13 protein-coding genes are annotated in these 14,051 nt (G+C 65.0%); 4 read left to right on the top strand and 9 right to left on the bottom strand.

What is annotated here, in order from left to right; genetic code table 11:
• Positions 1–31: 31 nt before the first annotated feature.
• The 3 genes from G365_RS0116340 to G365_RS0116330 are packed head-to-tail and all read left to right on the top strand — an operon-like array spanning position 32 to position 3,083.
• A complete protein-coding gene (locus G365_RS0116340) occupies positions 32–1,261 on the top strand; it encodes an SAM-dependent methyltransferase (RefSeq protein WP_019646611.1) in 1,230 nt (409 codons plus the stop codon).
• Positions 1,261–2,541, top strand: a complete 1,281-nt coding sequence (locus G365_RS0116335) for an MFS transporter (RefSeq protein ID WP_019646610.1) — start codon at positions 1,261–1,263, stop codon at positions 2,539–2,541. The genes G365_RS0116340 and G365_RS0116335 overlap by 1 nt, the downstream gene beginning before the upstream one ends.
• Positions 2,538–3,083, top strand: a complete 546-nt coding sequence (locus G365_RS0116330; protein WP_019646609.1) for a DUF3833 domain-containing protein — start codon at positions 2,538–2,540, stop codon at positions 3,081–3,083. The genes G365_RS0116335 and G365_RS0116330 overlap by 4 nt, the downstream gene beginning before the upstream one ends.
• Before the next feature lie 27 nt (positions 3,084–3,110).
• Here the strand turns inward: G365_RS0116330 and G365_RS0116325 are convergent, their stop codons facing one another.
• The 3 genes from G365_RS0116325 to G365_RS0116315 form a co-directional block, all read right to left on the bottom strand.
• On the bottom strand, positions 3,111–3,740 hold the full coding sequence (locus G365_RS0116325) for a DUF6134 family protein (RefSeq protein ID WP_019646608.1): 630 nt from the start codon (positions 3,738–3,740) through the stop codon (positions 3,111–3,113).
• A gap of 165 nt (positions 3,741–3,905) precedes the next feature.
• Positions 3,906–5,393: a CoA-acylating methylmalonate-semialdehyde dehydrogenase gene (locus G365_RS0116320; RefSeq protein ID WP_019646607.1), complete on the bottom strand. Its 1,488-nt coding sequence runs from the start codon at positions 5,391–5,393 to the stop codon at positions 3,906–3,908.
• Positions 5,394–5,670: 277 nt separating this feature from the next.
• Positions 5,671–6,003: a DUF1244 domain-containing protein gene (locus tag G365_RS0116315; protein ID WP_019646606.1), complete on the bottom strand. Its 333-nt coding sequence runs from the start codon at positions 6,001–6,003 to the stop codon at positions 5,671–5,673.
• Between the two features lie 191 nt (positions 6,004–6,194).
• Here G365_RS0116315 and G365_RS23175 point away from each other — a divergent pair, with 191 nt between their 5' ends.
• The gene (locus tag G365_RS23175; protein WP_169545179.1) at positions 6,195–8,159 is read left to right on the top strand and encodes an efflux transporter outer membrane subunit; all 1,965 of its coding nucleotides are present in this window, start codon (positions 6,195–6,197) and stop codon (positions 8,157–8,159) included.
• A gap of 59 nt (positions 8,160–8,218) precedes the next feature.
• Here G365_RS23175 and G365_RS0116305 read toward each other — a convergent pair whose 3' ends face one another.
• The 6 genes from G365_RS0116305 to G365_RS0116280 all read right to left on the bottom strand — a co-directional run bounded on the left by G365_RS0116305 (position 8,219) and on the right by G365_RS0116280 (position 14,026).
• Entirely contained in the window at positions 8,219–9,079 is an 861-nt protein-coding gene (locus tag G365_RS0116305; RefSeq protein ID WP_026345433.1) for an alpha/beta fold hydrolase, read from the bottom strand.
• Between the two features lie 21 nt (positions 9,080–9,100).
• Positions 9,101–10,168 carry a branched-chain amino acid ABC transporter permease gene (locus G365_RS0116300; RefSeq protein ID WP_019646603.1) on the bottom strand — a complete coding sequence of 356 codons (1,068 nt, stop codon included), beginning with the start codon at positions 10,166–10,168 and terminating at the stop codon, positions 9,101–9,103.
• Positions 10,169–10,183: 15 nt separating this feature from the next.
• A complete protein-coding gene (locus G365_RS0116295) occupies positions 10,184–11,206 on the bottom strand; it encodes a branched-chain amino acid ABC transporter permease (protein ID WP_019646602.1) in 1,023 nt (340 codons plus the stop codon).
• The gene (locus G365_RS0116290; RefSeq protein ID WP_019646601.1) at positions 11,203–11,958 is read right to left on the bottom strand and encodes an ABC transporter ATP-binding protein; all 756 of its coding nucleotides are present in this window, start codon (positions 11,956–11,958) and stop codon (positions 11,203–11,205) included. Before G365_RS0116290 ends, G365_RS0116295 begins: the two co-directional genes overlap by 4 nt.
• On the bottom strand, positions 11,951–12,727 hold the full coding sequence (locus G365_RS0116285; RefSeq protein ID WP_019646600.1) for an ABC transporter ATP-binding protein: 777 nt from the start codon (positions 12,725–12,727) through the stop codon (positions 11,951–11,953). The genes G365_RS0116290 and G365_RS0116285 overlap by 8 nt, the downstream gene beginning before the upstream one ends.
• Positions 12,728–12,805: 78 nt before the next feature.
• Positions 12,806–14,026: a substrate-binding domain-containing protein gene (locus tag G365_RS0116280; protein WP_019646599.1), complete on the bottom strand. Its 1,221-nt coding sequence runs from the start codon at positions 14,024–14,026 to the stop codon at positions 12,806–12,808.
• Positions 14,027–14,051: the final 25 nt, after the last annotated feature.

Here is a 14,051-nt window from a genome sequence, read left to right as displayed (position 1 = left end):
CTCCGTCCTGCTTCAGAAACCGAGGTTTTGCATGACCGTCCGGACCCTTACATGGCCGTTTCTTGCCACTCTGCCCCGCCGCAGTGACCGACTGGTGCGGGCGATCATCGCTCCCCGGCTGGTTGCCGGGACACTGGATCTGATTCTGCCGTCAGGGGACCGGATGGAGTTCAGCGGGCCCCTGCCCGGCCCCCGGGCCGGGCTGACCCTGCACCGGGTCCGGGCGCTGCGACGGTTCCTCACCGGGGGGGCCACCGGCTTTGCCGAGGCCTATATGGACGGCGACTGGGATACGCCGGATCTGACCGCCCTGCTGGAACTGGGGGACCTGAATGACCGCAGCCGGGGGGAAAGCATCACCGGCGGCCTGCCGGCGCGCCTGCTGCACCGCCTGTTCCACCGGCTGAATGATAACAGCCGCCGGGGCAGCCGTCGCAACATTGCCGCCCATTATGATCTCGGCAATGCCTTTTACCGCCGCTGGCTGGATCCTTCGATGACCTATTCCGCCGCCCTGTTCGCCGATGGCGATGCCCCCGGCATGGCAGGGCTGGAAACCGCCCAGACCCGCAAATACCGCGCTCTGGCGGATGATATCGGCCTTAAAGCCGGCATGACGGTGCTGGAGATCGGCTGTGGCTGGGGTGGCTTTGCCGAGATCGCCGCCCGCGACTACGGGGCGCGGGTAACCTGCCTGACCCTGTCACAGGAACAGCACGACTGGGCCAGACAGCGGATGGCCGCCGCCGGTCTGTCTGACCGGGTGGAAATCCGTCTTCAGGATTACCGCGATGTCACCGGCACCTTTGACCGCATCGTTTCCATCGAGATGATCGAAGCGGTGGGGGAACGCTGGTGGCCGACCTATTTCGCCACCCTGCGCGACCGTCTGGCCCCCGGCGGTAAAGCCGGGCTACAGGCCATCACCATTGCCGATGACCGGTTTGACAGTTACCGCGCCAGCTGTGACTTCATCCAGCGGTATGTGTTTCCCGGCGGCATGCTGCCCAGCCCGGCAGCCCTGACCGCGCAGGCACGGGCAGCCGGGCTGGACCTGACCACCACCCGCTGCTTCGGCATGGACTATGAACGGACGCTGGCCCTGTGGGGCGACGCCTTTGCCGCCAGCTGGCCGGAGATTGCCCCGCTGGGGTTCGATACCCGGTTCCGGCGGCTGTGGGATTTCTACATCGCCTATTGCCGTGCCGGGTTCCGCACCGGGGCGATTGATGTCTGCCACGTGGTTCTGGACCGCCCCTGATGCTGTCCCGGGCCCGCCTGACCGCGTATGCCCTGCCCGCGCTGCCACTCGCGGCCCTCAGCCTTGCCGCCCATGTTCATCTGCCGACGGTCTATGCAGGCGGGATCGGTCTTGCTGCGGCAGGAACCGCCCTGCTGGTATCCCGGCTGGTTGACGGGGTGATTGACCCGCTGATCGGGCTGGCCTGTGACCGGGGCAGGCTGCGCCGCAAACTGTGGCTGGCTCTGGGCCTGCCCCTGCTGGCCGTGGCCGGATGGGCGCTGTTCCGTCCGCCGCCGGGGGCGGGAGCAGTCTATCTGGGACTGTGGTCATCGCTGTTTTACCTTGGACTGACCGCCCTGCTGGTGCCCTATCAGGCATGGGGCACCGAACTGAGCGATGACTACCGGGAGCGCACCCGCGTTGCCGGGTGGCGCGAGGCTGCCGCCCTGTGCGGCATGATCGCCGCACTGGCCCTGCCTGCCGTTCTTGCTCTGCCAGTGACTGAGGCCCTGAAAATCCTGTACCCGCCGCTGGTGATCCTGCTGGCAGCGGCAACCGGGCTGGTCATCCTGACAGTGCCGGAACCGCAGCGGGGCCTGACCACCGGGCGGGGATCGCTGCGGGTGCTGCTGGAGAACCGGCCTTTTCGCCGGTTACTCGCGGCGCAGGCCCTGAATGCGCTGGCCAATGCCCTGCCAGCCACCCTGTTTCTGCTGTTTGTCGGCGATGGTCTCGGCGCACCGGATCTGTCAGGCCCGCTGCTGCTGGCCTATCTGCTGACCGGCGTCCTGTCGGTGCCGCTGTGGCTGCGGCTGGCCCGGTCCCGTGACAAACACCGGCTCTGGGCCGCCTCGCTGGCATTCACGGCGGCAGCTTTTCTGCCGGTGGCCTTTCTGGGGACCGGTGACGGCCTGCTGTTTATCGCGTTCTGTCTGCTGACCGGCATTGGCCTTGGCGCTGACCTGTGCCTGCCCGCCGCCATGCTGGCCGATGTCACCGATGAGCAGACCGCCCGGACCGGCGACAGCCGGGCCGGACTGTACGTGGCGCTGTGGAGCCTGACCGGCAAGCTGGCGCTGGCGCTGGCCGTCGGACTGGCCTTTCCGCTGCTGGATCTGGCCGGATTTATGCCCGGCTCCGGGCAGGCCCCGCTGGCGCTGCCCCTGCTGTATGCCGCCCTGCCGGTGGCCCTGAAACTGGCCGCAGCCCTGCTGATCCGCCGTTATCCCCTTGATGCGGCACGGCAGGCCTCTCTGCGGCACTCCCTCTCCTCCCCCGATCCGGAGACCCCGCCATGACCCGCCCGGCCCTCAGACGGTTCGCCGCCATTCTCCTTCCTGTCCTGCTGCTTTTTTCGGGGTGTACCAGCATGAAACCCGCTGACTTCGCCACCGCTCAGCCTAAACTGGTCCTTGAAGAGTATTTTGCCGGTAAAACCCGGGCCTGGGGACTGTTTGAAGACCGCTTCGGCACGGTCCGCCGCCAGTTTACGGTCGATATCGACGGTGACTGGAACGGAGAACGGCTGGTTCTCGACGAAGCCTTTCTCTACAGCGACGGTGAGACCGACCGCCGGGTGTGGACGATCCGCAAAACCGCCGACGGCCAGTACATCGGCGAAGCCGGGGACGTGGTCGGGCAGGCTGCCGGTGAATCCGCCGGGAATGCCCTCAACTGGGCCTATACGATGGACCTGAAGGTCGGCGACGGTACCCTGCGGGTGCGCTTCAATGACTGGATGTTCCTGCAGCCGGACAACGTCATCATCAACCGCGCCCGCGTCACCAAGTGGGGGGTGGAAATCGGTCAGGTCACCCTGTTCTTCCGCAAGGTGGACTGACCCCGCCCTGTCCCCCGGGCCGGATCCTCAGGATCCGGCCTGCGCGGCAATGCGCGGCTGATACTCAAAATCAGACCCCTTCAGCCGGAATGTCATCCCCGACCAGACTCCATCCGGGGAATAGGACAGCTTCAGCTTCACTTCACCATCCATCGCCCACCAGCCGCCACCCTCTGCCCTGACCGTCACATCAAGGGCATGACCGTCCTGACTGTCAAACAGCGGGCGGCCACTGGTCAGTGCCGGGGTCCAGTAACTGCTGGGCACCGCATCAGCAGGCAGGCGCACCGGCCCGGCACTGCCCGAGCCACGCAGCCCGTCCGGGGTGGCCTGCATCACCGCCCGCATTGCCGTGCCGTTATCGTCGGTCCGGCTGTCCAGACTGATCAGCCGGTCCCCCTGCCAGATCTCGGTGGAGCGGTGGCGGTAGGTGTACACCTTCAGGAAGGCGAACCAGACATCCAGCGCGATATCGACCTGCACCTCGGTCCGGTCGCCGTCCGGGCGGACACTGACCCGGTGATGACCGATCGGCGCCCCGTCCCGGAAAACGGTGAAATCGACGCTACGGTCAGGCTCCGCTGCCCCTCCCGGCGACGGAACCAGAGACAGGGCCAGCACGGCCACCACCGCCAGACTGCATGCCGAACGTCGCATTCCCGGTCCTCCTCCGCAGATCAGAACCGCAGACAGGCGGTTCCTTTGCATACTGCTACGATGGTGGGGGCCCGCCCGGATCAGTGACCGGAAGACGAAGATGAAAACGAAACCGGCCCGGAGCATGACGCCGGGCCGGTTGATCGGGGAACAGGGAACGGACGATCAGGTCGGGAACGCGAAGCTGGCCCCGGCCCGGATCCCGGTCGGCCACCGGCTGGTGACCGTCTTCAGGCGGGTATAGAAATGCACGCTTTCCGGCCCGTAGATGCCATGGCTGCCAAAGCTGGAACGCTTCCAGCCGCCAAAGCTGTGGTACGCCACCGGCACCGGGATCGGCACGTTGACCCCGACCATCCCGACATTGACCTGATTAACGAAAGCACGGGCGCTGTCACCGTCACGGGTGAAAATCGCGGTCCCGTTGCCATATTCATGACGGCGGATCAGGCCCACCGCCTCGTCAAAGCTGGCCGCGCGCACCACCGACAGCACCGGCCCGAAAATTTCCTCGCGGTAGATGCTCATCTCCGGGGTCACGCGGTCAAACAGCGTGCCGCCAAGGAAATAACCGTTCTCATACCCCTGCAATGTCAGGCCACGGCCATCGACCACCAGATCGGCCCCTTCCCGCACCCCGGCATCAATGTAGGCGGATACCTTGGCCAGATGCTGGGCGGTGACCAGCGGCCCCATTTCCGCCGCCGGATCGGTGGACGGCCCGATCTTCAGGGCCCGGACCCGGGGGGTCAGCGCTTCGATCAGGGCTCCGGCAGTCTTTTCACCGACCGGGACCGCCACCGAGACCGCCATGCAGCGTTCCCCGGCGGAGCCATACCCGGCCCCCATCAGGGCATCGGCAGCCTGATCAATGTCGGCGTCGGGCATCACCAGCATGTGGTTCTTCGCCCCGCCCAGCGCCTGCACCCGCTTGCCGTGGGCGGTGCCGGTCGCATAGACGTATTCGGCGATCGGGGTCGAGCCGACAAAACTGACAGCCATCACATCGGGGTGGGTCAGCAGGGCATCAACCGCCGGCTTGCCGCCATGCACCACCACCAGCGCCCCTTCCGGCACCCCGGCTTCATGCGCCAGCCGCACGATCAGGTTGGTGGCGGACGGATCCCGCTCCGACGGCTTCAGCACGAAGGTGTTGCCGCAGGCCAGCGCCATCGGGAACATCCACAGCGGCACCATCGCCGGAAAATTGAACGGGGTGATCCCGGCGACCACACCCAGCGCCTCGCGGCTGGAGAAACTGTCAATCTCCGGGCCGACGTCCCGGCTGAATTCCCCCTTCAGCATCTGCGGGATCCCGCAGGCGAATTCCACCACTTCCAGACCGCGCTGCACCTCACCCAGCGCATCCGGGTGGGTCTTCCCATGTTCGGCACTGATCGCCCGGGCAATCGCGTCGGCATTCTTTTCCAGCAGATCCTTATAGCGGAACATCACCCGCGCCCGCTTCAGCGGGGTCAGGCCCGACCACGCCGGAAATGCCGCGGCGGCAGCGGCCACGGCCGCATCAACATCGGCTTTTCCGCCGGACAGCACCGCCCCGCTCTGTTCCCCGGTGGCCGGGTTGAACACGGGGGTCACCGGGGCATCGGCGGCGGGAGTATAGCCGGGGATCAGGTGGCCGATCAGGGTCATGGCGGGTCTGCCTTCTGTGACGGACGTGGAGGGGGAGAGGCAACATTAAAAAATCATCAACAACCGGCAGCAGCGCCATGCTGCGACAGCACGCGCCGCCCTGCTGTGGAACCCCCTCAGTTTCCACAAAAAACAGGGCCCGCAACAAGCCGTTTTCTTGCTGCGGGCCAACCTGTGGCGGGATCAGGACTTTTCGCCAAACCGTTAAATATTCCGAAACAGCGTTAACAGAAACCGCCCGGCCCTCGCACTCCGGGCAGCCCCCGGTCAAAACCTCTCAGCGGTGCCCGCTGATCTCGGCATGCAGCGGCTTGGTGTCCTCAAACGCCTGCTTCTGCTCCGCAGTCGCTTCGGTCTGGTACTGGCGTTTCCAGTCCTCAAACGGCATGCCGTAAATCACCTGCCGCGCTTGCGCATCGGTCATCTCCACCCCGCGCTCGGTGGCGGCGGCGCGGTACCACTTCGACAGGCAGTTGCGGCAGAATCCAGCCAGATTCATCAGGTCGATGTTCTGCACATCGGTGCGGGTCTGCAGATGGGCCACCAGCCCACGGAAGGCGGCGGCTTCCAGCTCCAGCCGGGTTTGCGGATCTATGGTGTTTTCGCTCATCGGGGCGGCCCTTATCCAACCGTTTAGATTTCTCCCTTACTGTAGGGCGCATCATCAGGGGGGTAAAGATGGACGCCGGATATCAGAGACCCGGCGGAAGCATCAAATTTATCCTATTGAGTTTTCAGGACGGCCCGTTACCCTCTCGCAGCAGGCGGAAGGGCAGACTGGTAGTTGGGGAGTGACAGGTGGTGACGGTAAAGAAGTATTCCCGGCAGATCGGACCGCTGGCCCGGCTGACCTGTGCGGTTCTGGCCACATCGGTGGCGGGCTGTGCCCTGAAACGCGATGAGTATGATGTCCCGGCGGTTCCCCTGCCGGAAATCTATCTGAATCAGGGGGTCACCCCCGGCACCGACAGCCCCGCCAGCACGGACCCCGCCGCTGCCCCGGCAGACCCCGCCACCCCGGCAGTAACAACCGCCGCCCCGGTGAACCCTGACCCGACGGCCCCGGCGGTGGATGAGCAGACCCCCCAGACCCCCCTGACAGAGGTGCTGCCGGAATGGTGGCGTCTGTTCCGGTCGAGTGAGCTGGACGTTCTGGTGGACCGCGCCCTGCGCCGCAACCACGACCTGCAGATGTCCACCCTGCGGGTGGCACAGGCGCAGGCCCGCTTCAAACAGTCGGCGGCTGACGAGCTGCCGACGCTGACCGCCCCGATCACCGCAGCGGTCGATGCCCCGCCGAACGGGCTGGGATCCGTGGACAAAAACGGTGAGGTGACGTCTGAACGCTCTTTCCGCCTCGGGCTGCGCACCGACTGGCGGGTCGATTTGTGGGGCGAGCGGGCCGCCGCCGCCGATGCCGCCCGTCAGGCCCTGTGGCAGGCCACTTACGACCGCGATAACGTCCGCCGTCTGGTGGTCGGTCAGGTTGTCAGCACCTATTTCCAGTATCTGTCCCTGAATGACCGGTACCGGGTGGCGCAGGAAACCGAAGCCTCCCAGACCGATATGCTGGGCTCGGTCGAAGAGCGCTATAACGAGGGCGAGGCCACCGGCATTGAAATGCAGCAGCAGCGGGCCGCCGTCCGCTCCTCACGCGCCACGCTGCCGACGCTGGATCTGCAACGGGCAGAAACCCGGCACCGTCTGGCCATTCTGGTCGGTCTGACCCCCAGCGAAATCGTTCTGTCCGATGCCGGTCTCGAGTCCGTGACAACGCCGGGCGTGGTGCCGGGGGTGCCGTCGTCGCTGCTGCTGCGCCGCCCGGATGTCCGGTCCGCCGAAGCGGCCCTGATCGCCGCCGACGCCAACATCGACGAAGCCCGCGCCCGTCTTCTGCCGTCTCTCGATCTGTCAGGCGGGGGTGGTTTCGGTGCCAACCGGATGGAAGAGCTGTTCAAGCCCTACACCATGATGTGGAACGGGCTGGCCAGCCTGACCGCCACCATCTTTGACTACGGGCGGCGGCAGCGGCAGGTTGACTTCGCCCGCGCCCGCCATCAGGAGCTGGTGGAAGGCTATATCCGCACCATCTATCAGGCCGTGCGCGATGTCGAAGATTCTCTGGCCGGGGTCCGCTTCAACGCCCTGCGCCTGAAGGCCCAGACTGAGGCGCTGGAAGCCTCAAAAGCCGCGTGGGACTTCAGCCGGGAAAGCTACCGCGTCGGGGCGACCGACTATCAGACCATGCTGGATACGGAGCGCACCTTCCGCAGCGATCAGGATGCCTTCCACCGCGACCGGCTGGATCGGGTGCTGTCCACTGTCAGCCTGTTCCTTGCCCTTGGCGGCGGCACCGGCGATGACCTGCCGATCCCCGGTGACGGCAAGCGCCCGCCCCTGCCCGATACCAAAAACAGCGGCGTCGTTCTGGCAGCAGCCCCGGCGGCGCAGGAAACCAAGGCCATCGACTGGGCCGAGGATGCCAGCCCGCACGGCTGGTCCGTCACCCTGTCGGCGGTGTTTGACCGTACCGGCGTTGATGCCGCGTGGCGCGACCTGAAGGCCCAGCTTGGTGGCGATGCCGACGGGCTGATTGCCTTCCCGCAGCAGATCGGCCGGGTTGTCGGCGAAAAGGACGGCGAGGTGAAAGACCGCCTGACGTGGTACCGCCTGCGCCTTTCCGGCCTGACCACGGAAGGAGCCGCCAAAGCCCTGTGCGACCGCCTGAGCAAAGATGGCCGGAGCTGCACCGTCTCTGACGAGTGATCGGCACCACCGATAAGAAAAGCCCCCGGGGATGCCATCCCGGGGGCTTTTTTTCTGTCTCAGGCGGCGAGGAAGCCCCGGATCAGGCTGATCTGATCCGGGACGTTCAGGGCCGGGGCATGCCCGACACCGTCAATTTCCACCACCTGCGCCTGCGGGCCACGCCGCCCCATCTCCTGCGCCCATTCCGGCAGGATCAGATCAGACTCCTTCCCCCGCAGCAGCAGGGTCCGGGCGGTGATGGCATCATACAGCGGCCACTGATCATAGTCGGTGGGGTGGCAAACAAACTGGCGCACCATCTTCGGGTCATAATGCACCGTCACCCGGCCGCCGTCGGTCCGCCGGGCCGATGTTTCCGCCATCGACCGCCATTCCGCATCACTCAGCCAGCCATAGGGACGGTAGGCCGTCCGCAGGAACTGCTCCAGCTCCGTCACCGTATCGAACTGCGGCGGGGCTCCGGCATAAGCCAGAATCCGCTCAATGGCCGGGGCAGCCAATTGGGGGGCGATGTCATTGATCACCAGATGGCTGATCCGGTCGCGGAACAGTCCGCCAGCCAGCCGGATGCCCAGCGCACCGCCCATCGAGGTCCCGACCCACCGCACCCGGTGCAGATCAAAATGATCCAGCAGATCCGTGGCGATGGCGGCATAAAAGCCCAGACAGTATTCGTCATCCGGGTGCTTCGACCATGCCGACAGGCCGCGCCCCAGCGTATCCGGGGCGATAATGTGGTAGGTATCGGCCAGGGAACGGGCCAGCGTGTCAAAGTCCCGGCCGGTGCGGGCCAGACCATGCCACATCACCACGGTTTCGTGAGCCGGATCCCCCCACTCGGTGACGTGGATTTCATAGCCCCGGCAAAACGCATAGCGGGACCGGGGCGGACGGGTATTGGGGCCCATATGGGTCATCAGAACCTCCATGATCCGGGGTCAGCGCCCGGAACCGGTGCCGCGCAGGCGGCCCACCAGTCCGGTCGGGAAGAAATACACACTCAGGATAAACAGCACCCCCAGCCACAGCAGCCAGCGGTCCGGGGCGAACAGGTTGGGCAGCACCGGCACCCCGGAGACTGCCGAACTCAGCCCTGCCATCAGGGTCTGCAGATAGTTCTGGGCCAGCACGAACAGGGTTGCCCCCACCACCGCCCCATACAGGGTACCCATACCGCCGATCACCACCATCAGCAGGATGTTGACCATGATATCCATCGACAGCGTGGTTTCCGGCCCGGTATAGCGCGCCCACACCGCCATCATCACCCCGGCCAGCGCCGCCACCCCGGCAGCGATGCAGGATGCCAGCGTGCGGTACAGCACGGTGCGGTAGCCCAGCGCTTCGGCCCGGAATTCATTCTCACGGATTGCCTGCAACACCCGCCCGAACGGCGAATTAACCAGCCGCAGCAGCCCGAGGAACAGCCCGGCGCAGGCGGTCAGCACCAGATAATAGGTCAGCAGCCGCCCGTCGATGCGCACATCAAACACCTTGTCCTGCACCAGCCGGAAAGCCGGGGTCAGCTCCCGCGGCAGGCTGTAGCTCAGGCCATCCTCGCCCCCGGTGATGTGAAACAGCTGGCTGACCAGAATCGCGAAGGCCGAGGCCACCGCCAGCGTCACCATGGCAAAGAAAATCGCCCGGACCCGCAGACTGAACAGGGCAATCAGCAGCGCCAGCACCATCGCCGACAGGACCCCCAGCGCACCGCCGGTCAGCAGCGCACCCCAGCCGGGGCCGACTTTGGCCAGCGCAATCGCCGCCCCGTAGGCCCCCATGCCAAAAAACACGGTATGGGCAAAGGAGACCACCCCGGTATAGCCCAGCAGCAGATCATAACTGGCAACCAGCACAATAAAGATACAGACCTTCGCCGCCGTATCCAGCGGGCGGGACCCCGGGAACAGAAACGGGGCCAGCAGCAGTGCCACAGCGATCAGCAGCAGCAGGCCGGTCAGCCAGCGGGAGCGGGGAAAATCACCGGAAAACAGAGTGTTGAGCATGTCCGTCCCTTCCCCTCACCGGCCCTTGGCGACCGGCAGCAACCCTTCGGGCCGCCACATCAGAATCACCACCATCAGCAGGATCGACGACCCCAGCGCCATTTTCGGGGCCAGATAGGCGACGTAGTTGTTCATCAGGCCGACCAGCAGCGCCCCGAGGAAACAGCCTTCCACCGACCCCAGACCGCCGATGATGACAACGATAAACACCATCACCATCACACTCATCCCCATGTGGGCGGTAATGACTTCCTCATACAGGCCCCACATCACCCCTCCCAGACCGGCCAGCGCCGACCCGGCGATAAAGACGGCGATGAACAGCCGCGTCACCGGATAGCCGAGGGATTCCACCATCTCGCTGTTTTCAACCCCGGCCCGCACCAGCAGACCGATCTTGGTGCGGGTCAGCACCGCTGTCATCGTGGCAAAGATCACCAGACCGACCGCCACCGCCAGCAGACGGTACTTTTCCAGCACCACATCGCCGAAGGTCAGGGCCCCTTTCAGGGTTTCCGGGCGGGGAATCGGGATCGCATCCGGCCCCCACACCACGTAGATCAGCTGCTCCACCACGATCAGCCCGCCCATGGTGATCAGGATCTGTTTCAGGTGATTGCCATAGACCGGCATCACCACCAGCCGCTCGAACACGTAGCCGAACAGCCCGGTCACCACCATGCCGATGATTGCCCCGGCGAGCACTGCCGCCAGATTCACCGCCAGCGAGGCGGACTCCATCCACGGGCCCAGCGCCGCCATGACACTGACGCCGACAAAAGCCCCCAGCGAAATGAAAGCCCCGTGCCCGAAGTTGAGGACATCCATCAGGCCGAACACCAGCGTCAGGCCCGATGCCATGATAAAGACCATCATCCCCATCGCCAACCCGGCCAGCGTCAGGGTGATCCATGTCGGCAGGGACCCGACCCCGGCCAGCGCCAGCAGCATCAGGGCAACGATCAGCAGCAGACCGGAGCGCCGCGCCCCATCCCCGCCGCGCAGGCGGGCCAGAAGACTTTCAAAAGACCCGCTCATTGATGCATATCCATGCTGAGGCCGAGGAGCCGCTCCTGCAAGGCCTTGTCTGCGGCCAGATCGGCCATCAGTCCACGGTGGACGATACGCCCGTCATCCATCACCGCCACCGTATCCCCCACCGCCCGGGCCATGGCGAAGTTCTGTTCCACCATCAGAATGGTGGCCCCGAAGCTTTTAAGCTGCAGGATGGCCCCGGTCAGGGCTGAGACAATCGCCGGGGCCAGCCCCTTGGTCGGCTCGTCAATCAGCAGCAGGCGCGACGGCTCGATCACCGCCCGGGCAATCGCCAGCATCTGCTTCTGTCCGCCGGACAGCGATCCCGCCGGGCTTTTCCAGAATTTCTTCAGGGCCGGAAACACCTCGAACAGCCAGTCCAGCCGGGCGCTATCCATCGGGCCGCTGCGGGCGGCCAGATGCATGTTCTCCTGCACTGTCAACGCCCCGAAGATCCCCATATTTTCCGGCACATAGGCAATACCGCGCCGGGCAATCTCCGGGGTGGGAAGCCCGGCCAGCCCGGCACCGTCAAACCGGATCTCGCCGCGGGACGGCTGCCACAGCCCCATAATGGTGCGCATGGTGGTGGTTTTGCCCGCCCCATTGCGACCCAGCAGCATGGTCAGCTGACCTTCGGGGATGTCGAGATCGACCCCCTGCAGAATATGATATTGCCCGATGTGGGTATGCACCCCGGACAGCGACAGCAACGGCGGGCGCAGCGGCGTGCCGTGCGTAAGGCGGTCAGACATGGTCAGCCACTCCCGTCCCCAGATAGGCTTCCTGCACAATGGGGGAAGACATCACCTCTGCCGGGGCGCCATCGGCGACCAGATACCCGTTGTGCAGCACGATAATGCGGTCTGCCAGCGACCGGATCACATCCATCTTGTGTTCCACCAGCAGAATGGTCTTGCTGGTGTCAGCCTTAATCTGACGGATCAGATCAAGGATCACCGGGGCTTCATCAACACTCATGCCCGCAGTGGGTTCATCAAACATCAGAATGTCCCGCTCCAACGCCAGCATCATGCCGACTTCCAGCTTCCGCTTGTCGCCATGTGACAGGGTGGCGGCCACCGCCCCGGCCCGGTCCAGCAGCCCGACCCGGGCCAGAACATGCTCGGCCTGTTCGATCAGCTCCACATGGCGGCTGGCCATCGAAAACAGGCTGAAGCCGTGGGCACTGCGGGCCTGCACCGCCAGCCGGACATTTTCCAGAACGCTGAGGTTGGGAAACAGATTGGTCAGCTGAAAAGCCCGGCCGATCCCACGCTCGGTCCGGCGGGGGGCCGGAAAGCGGGTGACGTCCTCGCCATTGACGAAGACCCGCCCGGCGGTCGCCTTCAGCTGCCCGGAAATCAGGTTGAAATAGGTGGTCTTTCCGGCTCCGTTCGGCCCGACAATCGCCGTCAGGGTCCCCCGGTGGAAAGCACAGGTGACATCATTGACGGCCACATGCCCGCCAAAGCGGACCGTCAGCCCGTCCGTCGCCAGAACAGGATGTTCGGCATGGGTCATGGATTACCCCTTCAGGTACAGTCAGAACGCAGAGGAAACCGCCGCCGGAAACAGGCCCTGTCCGGCGGCGGACGGGGATCAACGCTTGTTCTGTACCGGAACGGCCATGTCGCCGATCTTCAGCACCCGCACCAGTTCGGGGATGCCCCAAGCCACACCGTCCTTCACGGCGATGCGGAAGTGATACATTTCCTGCAGGGCCTGATGGTCCTCCTTCCGGAACTGCATGGTGCCCTTCGGGGTCTCGAAGCTCATCCCTTCCATGGTCTTGATCAGGGTTTCGCCATCCGCCTTGCCTTTACTGGCCTTCAGGGCGGTAACAATCGCGCTGGCGGCAGAAAAGCCCCCGGCGGTGAAGAAATCAGGCGGGCTGCTGAAGCGCTTCTGATGTTCGGCAATCAGCCAGTCATTCATCGGATTCTTCGGGATTTCGTAATAGTAATACGTCGCCCCTTCCATCCCCGGAATGTCCTTATAGGCGGCCATCGCGGGCAGGATGTTGCCACCGCTGGCCAGCCTGATCTCCAGCCGTTCCGGGGCCATCGCCTTCAGCTTGCCGATCGGGTTGTTACCACCGGCCCAGATCACGAATACGATCCGCTCGCCTTTCTGGTCCTTCAGGGCATCAAACACCCGCTGACCGGACGCCGTGAAATCCTTGGTATCCGTCGGCACATATTCTTCATGGACGATATCGGCCCCGGTGCTTTTCAGGGCCTCCTTAAAGGCGGCAACACCATCGCGGCCAAAGGCATAATCCTGCGCCAGCGTGGCAATTTTCACCCCCGGCCTGCCCAGCGCCACCGCATTGGCAATGGCATCCTGCGAGGAATTGCGGCCGGTCCGGAACACAAAGCGGTTCCAGTTGGCCCCGGTGATGCTGTCAGCCACCGCCGGTTCCACCACCAGCACCTTGCCGAACTCCTGCGCCACCGGCAGCATCGCCAGCGCCACCCCGCTGGACACCGGACCAACGGCAATGTCGGCATCATCATCGCCAAAGGCTTCCGCCAGCATCGCCTTCCCGACATCCGGCTTGCCCTGCGTATCCTTCTCAATGACCTCAAGTTTCTTTCCGGCCACCTCCATCGTGCCGCCGGTCAGATATTCCAGCCCCAGCATCAGGCCGGTGGAGGACTGCTTGGCGTAGGCTTCCAGCGGGCCGGTCTTGTCATAGACATGGGCAATCTTCAGGGTATCAGCGGCGGTGGCGGCAACACTGCCAGCGGCCAGCAGCGCGGCGGCCAGCGTCAGGCGCACGGCATGGGGCATCACCCCCGTCAGGCGGGTCTTAAGCATCCGGAATATCCTCCCATGGTTGCGG

This window comes from Novispirillum itersonii subsp. itersonii ATCC 12639, assembly GCF_000381985.1.
In the GTDB taxonomy this organism is placed as follows: domain Bacteria; phylum Pseudomonadota; class Alphaproteobacteria; order Rhodospirillales; family Rhodospirillaceae; genus Novispirillum; species Novispirillum itersonii.
Note: the sequence above shows the minus strand (reverse complement) of the source record. Positions and strands in the feature narration are given on the sequence as shown.